Annotated in this window: 6 protein-coding genes; 1 reads left to right on the top strand and 5 read right to left on the bottom strand. The window is 62.6% G+C overall.

Annotated features, from left to right (window positions below):
- The first annotated feature begins 201 nt into the window (after positions 1–201).
- Positions 202–1,452: an MFS transporter gene (locus tag MHY49_RS08965; RefSeq protein ID WP_239203662.1), complete on the top strand. Its 1,251-nt coding sequence runs from the start codon at positions 202–204 to the stop codon at positions 1,450–1,452.
- Between the two features lie 219 nt (positions 1,453–1,671).
- On the opposite strand, the gene MHY49_RS08960 is transcribed toward MHY49_RS08965, so the two are convergent.
- The 5 genes from MHY49_RS08960 to MHY49_RS08945 all read right to left on the bottom strand — a co-directional run bounded on the left by MHY49_RS08960 (position 1,672) and on the right by MHY49_RS08945 (position 6,440).
- Positions 1,672–3,012: an MFS transporter gene (locus tag MHY49_RS08960; protein WP_239203661.1), complete on the bottom strand. Its 1,341-nt coding sequence runs from the start codon at positions 3,010–3,012 to the stop codon at positions 1,672–1,674.
- Between the two features lie 58 nt (positions 3,013–3,070).
- A complete protein-coding gene (locus MHY49_RS08955) occupies positions 3,071–3,901 on the bottom strand; it encodes a sulfotransferase domain-containing protein (protein ID WP_239203660.1) in 831 nt (276 codons plus the stop codon).
- A complete protein-coding gene (locus MHY49_RS08950) occupies positions 3,901–4,668 on the bottom strand; it encodes a class I SAM-dependent methyltransferase (protein ID WP_239203659.1) in 768 nt (255 codons plus the stop codon). The genes MHY49_RS08955 and MHY49_RS08950 overlap by 1 nt, the downstream gene beginning before the upstream one ends.
- The gene (locus MHY49_RS19350; protein WP_370646072.1) at positions 4,665–5,207 is read right to left on the bottom strand and encodes an adenylyl-sulfate kinase; all 543 of its coding nucleotides are present in this window, start codon (positions 5,205–5,207) and stop codon (positions 4,665–4,667) included. The genes MHY49_RS08950 and MHY49_RS19350 overlap by 4 nt, the downstream gene beginning before the upstream one ends.
- A gap of 327 nt (positions 5,208–5,534) precedes the next feature.
- On the bottom strand, positions 5,535–6,440 hold the full coding sequence (locus MHY49_RS08945; RefSeq protein WP_239203658.1) for an arginase family protein: 906 nt from the start codon (positions 6,438–6,440) through the stop codon (positions 5,535–5,537).
- Positions 6,441–6,722: the final 282 nt, after the last annotated feature.

Here is a 6,722-nt window from a genome sequence, read left to right as displayed (position 1 = left end):
CCTCGCGGGCCTGACGGTCGTGGACCATGCGCACGGCACGGTCACGGAGCTCTGGGCTGAACTTCTTGGGCATACTCCGATTCTCCTTCGTGAGACTCGGAACGGAACCCAGGGCGCTTCAAGCACCATGAAAGATCGAGGCTAGGCTGAAGACATAGAGAGTATGTCTCTCGGGTGGGTGGGAACCGCAAGGACTCCTCTATGCCGTCCTCCACCCCAGGCTCACCACCATCAACATCGAACAAGAGCGTCCATTGTCGGGGCCTCCTGGGACTGATTGCCATCCTCTTGTGCGCGACCGCGATCGGTGCAGTAAACCTGGCTGCACTGCAGATGGTCTCTGCTCGACTGGGGAGCTACGCCCCAGCCGCCCTTGTCGTCGGCGCCTTCGCTCTGGGTAACGCTGCCGGGCTCGTCGTCCAGGGCCGCTTGATCGACAGGTTCACTCCACCCCGGGTGCTTTATCCAGCGACCGCCCTGTTCTGCGCCGCGCTCAGCACAGCAGCCCTGTGGCACTCGACCCAGCACATCGTCTACCTCGCACTGTTCTTCCTGGCCGGCTTGTCGCTCCCGGCAGTGACCGGTGTCGTGCGCGCGGCCGTGCCCGGCATGTACCCCCAGAGACTCCACTTGCGGCTGTACGCGGCGATCGCTGTGACGTTCCAGGCCGGGATGGCCGTCGGGCCCTTGGCAGCCGTCGCCTTCTCCTCGCTGCGTGAAAGCGGCTACGCCTTCTTCGTGATCGCTGGGTTCGCGGCCACCGCCACACTCTGCCTCGCCCGGTTGCCCCACCCCAGCACCCCTGCGCCGCCCTCCCTCACGTCTTCAAAGGCTGTGCCCGTAGCATCCCGCGCACCGACTCCGGCCCATGGCGACCGCCCCTTGCTGACCCAGGGCTACATCACGGTGCTCCTCGGCACGGTCGGCTTTGGGGTGTCGATCGGAGTGGTGACTGTCGGGCTTCCCGCGGTGCTCGATGCGACGAGTCCCGGCCTGGTCGGGGCAGCGTTCAGCGCCCTCGCTCTCGGAGATCTCGCTGCGGGCGTGGTCTACGGGAGCCGGAACTGGTCCGGGACGCTGCGGAAGCACCTGCTGGCATCTCTACTTTGCGCCACCCTCGCCGCGACGCTCCTGGCGTCGTTGATCGCCTGGCCGATGCTCGCAGTACTTGGCATGTTCCTTCTCGGTGCGATGGGCACACCCGCAGGGATCGCCATGTCTGCACTGCTAGACACCGCCGTCCCCCGCTCCAAACTCACCGTGGCCTTCACGACGATGGTCGCCACGAACCTCGTTGCCGTCTCCTTGGGCAACACCGCTGGCGGAGTCATCATCGACCTCGCCACAGCATCCTCGGCGCTGTTCCTGGCACCCCTGGCACTCATCGCAGCCAGCCTCACAGTGGCTGGACGCCGCAACTCCCTACCTGCAGCCAGCTCGCGCCCGGGATAAAGGCTGCATCACGTGACGACAACGATTGAGCGCGCACAACCACAGGCGGAACTGATACTCAGATCAGCGGGACCGGCATCGTTTGGTTGAGAATTATCCCCCAGGCCGCCCCCCGTGCCGCGGTGGTCACATGCCGTACCACAGGCGCTCGGTTGGCTCGGAAACAGCTGCTCCGGATGTCACGGTGAGGTGGTCAGTGCTGGGCGGTGGGCAGAACCGTCAGCTACTCGAGCGAGTCTCTTCGTAGAGCACCTGCTCCCGCGGGTCTCGGACCATGCTGGCGATGGTCATCGAGATGCAGCCGAGGCCGGCAACCATGAAGGCAACTGTGAACTGGGCGGAAGTCGGCAAGGAGGCCGAGAGCGCCAGTGATGACGCCAACACTGCCACGACGACGGCGCCGGCCAGATGCGTCGAAGTTTCAAAGAATCCGTACGCGGTGGCTTTGTCATCCGTGTCGATGTTGATTCCGGCTGCCAGGTTGTAGGTGACGGCAGAGATGGCGATGCCGATGCCTAGCAGGGCCAGGCCGAGGGCAGCTATCCCGTACCCGAACAGCCACGATGCGGCGATAGCGAAGAGCCCCAGGGTGCACAACGTCTGTGAGATCAGTGTTGTCCGACGCCATCCCCGATCCTTGATGATGCGCGAGACCACGAGCGAAGTCAGCAAGCAGGTTAGACCGAGCGGCGCGAAAGCGACGCCGCTCTTGAGCGGTGACCAGTCGTAGACCTCCTGGAACCCGAGCAGGCAGAGATAGACGGACCCCTGATACGCGAATACCTGGCCGGGCATACCAAGTGCTGCCGCCTGGAGCGATCGGACATGCAGCACTCTTGGGGCGATGATGGGATTTGGCGACCTGCGCAGGTGCATGACAACTGCCAACCACGCCCCGACTGTCCCAACTACAAAGATGAGGACCGTCCAGGACAAGGAATCGAGGTCCGACAGGGAGGTGATGGTCTGCACTGTCAGCAGGACGGCCACGAAGACGAGTCCGGCACCGACGACGCCGGGCGCCCGCGATTGTCGGTCGGGGCGATCCTTTGGCAGGGAAACCAGGCACAGCACCGCGGACCCCAAGGCGACGGGAACAATTGCACCGAACACCAGTCGCCAGTTTCCTGCCTGCATGAGCGCGCCACCGACAACGCCGCCCAGTACGCTGCCGCTGCTACCGGCCACTGCGATCGCCGCCATCGTCCTGGTGCGGACGCCCGCATCGGGATACGAGCTCACAATCCCAAAAATATTCGGGATTGCCAGCCCAGATCCGAAGCCTTGTAGGGCGCGTGCGACAAAAAGAAACGCGGGAGAGGGGGCGACTGCGGCGAGCGTCAGCCCACCGGCGACGACGATCAGACCCGAAATCACGCATCGTCGGCGGCCCCACTTATCACCCAAGCGTCCCGCAGTGATGAGCACGCTTCCCAGGGCCAGGGAGTGCAGCCCGATGATCCACTGTCCGGACAGGGGGTCCAGTCCGAGGTCGCTCTGGATCGCTGGCAAGGCGACGGTGACGACCATGCCGTCGAACGTCCCGAGCAGGTTGACCATCGACAGCGCAGTCGCTGCGAGAACAGCGCGCACGCCGGAAGCCCGCGGCGCCCTCTGCTCAGTCCGGAGATTCATGGAAGTCGTATCCCAGCATTGTTGCGATCTCGATCAGCTCTTCGTTCGAGAGGAAGTGGGCAGCGAGTTCGTCGCTCCACCACTCACGCCACTCTCCCACCGCACCTCTACGCATGACACGCCGCTGGGACTTCGGTTGCCTCAGCGTGTCCTCTCGGTTGCGCATCGCCTCGAACGACGAGACCTCGACTGCACGATTGATACTGGCTGGCTGTACCTCAACATCAAGCACATCAGCTACTACCGGTGCTACGGCCAGCGCCGCGTCCCTCTTCAAGTCTTCGAAGCGGACCACAGCGGTGCCTCGCCTCTGCAGCCATGAGCGCGTGTGGGTTGCCCAACTCTGAACAGGAGTAAGACCCATGAAAAATCGGTTCTGGAGGAACTGTTCGAAGCTGTCGGGGACCTGCTCCCATCCACCATTGCCGAAATTCTGATGGTACTTAAACCAGGAGAACAAGCAGTCGCGAGGGTCTCTTGTCAAGAGAATTGATCGACTGACATCCGGCACCTTGTCGGCTGGGAGGTGCGTTTTCAAGACGCGGCGGGAGGATATGGCTTCGGGGGATGTATCGATGGCGCGAACGCGCCGGGAAACTTCGTCTCCGGCTACTGAAATTACGCCCGTAGTCCCGAGGGTATCCCGGTTCAGGTCCACGTACTCGAGCCCGCACGCGATAAGAAGGTTACTAAGGAGCGTGGAGCCTGAGGCGCCTATTGACGCCATGAAGACATCGTCGGACTTCACATACGTATGGTTCTCCAGGTGTTTGGCGAAACCGGCGTCCCGGTAGTCTTCGAAGGAGCTCCACATCAGTCCTTCTTTCTAGCTGCCCAGATCCTAGTTCGGTACGTGGTGGTCACCTTACCCCCGTGCCTCGCGACGATCTGAGCTGCTTTTTCAAGGAACTCTTCAAACCGTTCGGAACCGATCTGAACGGGAATGTCGTTAACCGATCTCCAGACGCCGAGATACTGTTCTAGCGTTTGCGTAACTTCCTCGTGGCCTTCGATATAGACTGGGTTGCTGAAAAGTTCAGAATCGAGGAACCTCTCGGTCAGCGTCTCTGGGAATCCGGAGAGGCCAGCAGACTTGCGCTCCAAGCCTGGAGCGACGGCGCGTAGAGCACTTTCGATCTCGCTAAGCACCGGTGACCTGTCGACGAGGCGCGGATTCCACATAGCCGCGAAATAGCCGCCATCAGCGAGGACTCGGTGGAACTCCTGGAGGGCCATATCCGTATCAGGCCAGTGGAAGGAACTGCCCATGGTTACCAGGTCGGCAGAGGCATCAGGCAGACCCGTCTGCTCCGCGCTCCCGTGCTGGTAGGAGATCGCGAACTCAGCAGAGTCTCTAATTCCGGCTTCTCGCATTGCATCATTAGGTTCAACCGCGAGCACGCTGGCAGCGGACTCAGCAGCAAGTTGGCGGGTAAGGATTCCCGTGCCAGCCCCCACGTCGACAATCCGCGGGCTAGAAGCACCGAGTAGTGCAACTAATGCCTTAATCGCCTCGGGAGCGTATCCAACCCGGTACTTAGAGTAGTTCTCGGCGAGTTCGGTGAAGTCGGCGTGCTTCATGACGCTCTCCTTTGGTCATCTGATGAGGAAACATTGGACAGGAATTTGCGACTGACCTCTCGGGCTATAATGGTAGGGTCTTCGGGCTTTTCGTTGGAAAATTCAAGGAAATCACACTCAGGGAAATGTGCTACTTGCCCGAGGCCAACAACTTCGGAAGATGCGCTCTTATACACACCCCGGGTGTCTCGTTCCCGGAGGGCGCGTAGAGGTGCGCGTAGTACCACATCGAGGCACTGGTCTCCAAATACGCGACGTCGGTGGATATGCACATCCTCGAGGAGGGAGACCGTGGCGACCACGACGGTTACCCCCTGGTCGGCGATTAGTTTCGCTAGGTCGACGTAGTACATGCCGAGCCGAATTCTCTCAGGGGTGCTGTGCCCGTAGCGGTCTGGCAGGGCGGACCGCATCTCATCGCCGTCGAGCACGACCACAGGAGACCCTGTTGACCTCAATCTCTCAGCGAGGAGGCTGGCTGTCGTTGATTTCCCTACAGAACTTAAGCCGGTTAGCCAGATTGCCGAGTAGGCCGACAATGGTCTCCACCCCTTCGTTGCTAAGGATTGCAAAAGTGGCTACTGCCCCACGTCTTCGAGGATCCACATCGATCAGAGCACGTTACCGCATTGTGATCTGCCTAACATCTCGCCCTGTTCGGTCGGCGCCCTCTCTTCAAGCTCACCTGCACAAACAGGCGCTGACCGTCTGGTAGCCGGATCCGAGTCCTGGCACAACGCGACGCCGGTCGAGCGGGATCGGGGACATCCAGGTGCGGCACCTGTCGATTGGTCATTCCCGGGTTGGGTGTACCCCAGGCCGCCTCGGTCTGCTTCTATTTACGTGGGTATGGTCGGCCCATGCACTCAGTCGCGCAGCGTCAGGGCTCTGCCCAGGGCAGCGACGAACCGACCGAGGGAGTCGGGGTCCGCGGCAGCGTGGACCGGGTTGAGCTCGCCGATGGATAGTGCTCGGCAGTCTGGGTGGTTCCAGAGCTCGGCGAGGGCCTGTTCGAGTTGCTCGATGGTCGGGCCGCTGTTGCGTCCGTTGACGTTCTCCGCGAGGGGTGCGTCGATGAAGTCGAGAACATCGACGTCCACGTGTACGGCGAAGGGGCCGGGCAGGACCGCATCCCGCGCTATAGCCGCGGAGCGGGCAGGTGCCCGGACAAGCTCGGCCTGCGACACGACTCGCAGGGCGAGCTGCTCGACCCATGCTTGTTCCCACTCGATGGTTTCCCCTGCAACATCCACACCGAGAAAGGACAGGCGCGAAGGGCGCAGGAGCGGCCGCGGGCCGAGCGCGTCCACTAGCTCGGGTGCGGTCCCTTCCAGGTCCAGGGCGTGCGCCAGGCCCATCCAGTCGAGCGCGCCTTCCGTGGTGCTCTGCGGCGTGTTGAGGTCGAAGTGGCGGTCTATGTACACCAGGCCTGGATCGGAGCCAGCGAGCCGCATTCCGGCGCACGTTCCTAGCGCGATCGTGCAGTTGCCACCCAGGACGAGGATCCGCTCTCCCGCGCCGAGCACAGCAGCGGCAACGTCTGTGAGCTCACGGACCGACTGCACGACCTGGAGCAGATTCTGGGCGAAGGGTCGCTCGCGATCAGGTCGCCAGGCCTGCTCAGTCAGGTCCCCGTGGTCACGGACCTCGTGCCCACTTTCGGTGAGCGCCGCGAGCAGGCCGGCCGCACGCAGTGCTGCGGGAGCCTGCTCTTGACCTGCCGCGTAGCTGCCAGCACTGCTCGGCACACCAAGGATGTTGATCGCTGACATCAGAGCTCCGATTCGGGTATCGCGTTGTGTTCATTGTGCCTAGCTGGATCCGGGCACGATCGAATCCGGTCTGCCTTCTGTCCGCGAGGTGGTGGGTGGCGGACCACGGCGGAGCCGATGCTGGCGACGCCGACGCAGGCCTGCGCGACCCACTGAGTTGGTTGCAGGACTCAGACAGGAGGAGGGTGCCGGCCATTCCTGTCGCCGCGGGCTCCAGACTTAGCAGGCCGGCCACCGCGCCGGAGAGTGCTGAGTTCGAAGTTCAGCCCGAACCGTCCGCAC

This window comes from Brachybacterium sp. ACRRE, from assembly GCF_022346485.1.
GTDB classification, from domain to species: domain Bacteria; phylum Actinomycetota; class Actinomycetes; order Actinomycetales; family Dermabacteraceae; genus Brachybacterium; species Brachybacterium halotolerans.
Note: the sequence above shows the minus strand (reverse complement) of the source record. Positions and strands in the feature narration are given on the sequence as shown.